The following is a 337-nucleotide window of genomic DNA, read 5'->3' as shown; positions in this document are numbered from 1 at the left end:
CGGCGCTCGGGGTGATACTTCCGGTAGCCGCACCACTCGGGTGCGGCGCGTACTGGAAGGAGTCCGCTGATGACGGATTACCGTGCGGTGATGACGCTGCTGATTAGGAAGCGTTCTTACCGCCAGATTGAAGACCAGCTCGGGTGCTCGCACCGCGCGATTTCCCGAGCGAACCAAGCGCTGCGAAGCCTTGGCCTGACTACTGCCCAGCAGGTCGCGGCGTTGACGAATGACGAGCTAGACGAGATATTCGTTGATAAACGCACCAGCGGTCAAGGCGAGTTCGTCCCGATTGACTTTGACGCGGTCGTCAAAGCACGCACAGGGCGTGTGAAGC

At 60.5% G+C, this 337-nt stretch carries 1 pseudogene; it reads left to right on the top strand.

What is annotated here, in order from left to right:
- Positions 1-69: 69 nt before the first annotated feature.
- Positions 70-337, top strand: a pseudogene (locus HMPREF2912_RS11645) (IS21 family transposase); the annotation flags it as partial.

The sequence above is a fragment of the Corynebacterium sp. HMSC056E09 genome (assembly GCF_001813425.1).
Classification (GTDB): Bacteria; Actinomycetota; Actinomycetes; order Mycobacteriales; family Mycobacteriaceae; genus Corynebacterium; species Corynebacterium hesseae.
This window is presented reverse-complemented; position numbering and strand designations above follow the sequence as displayed.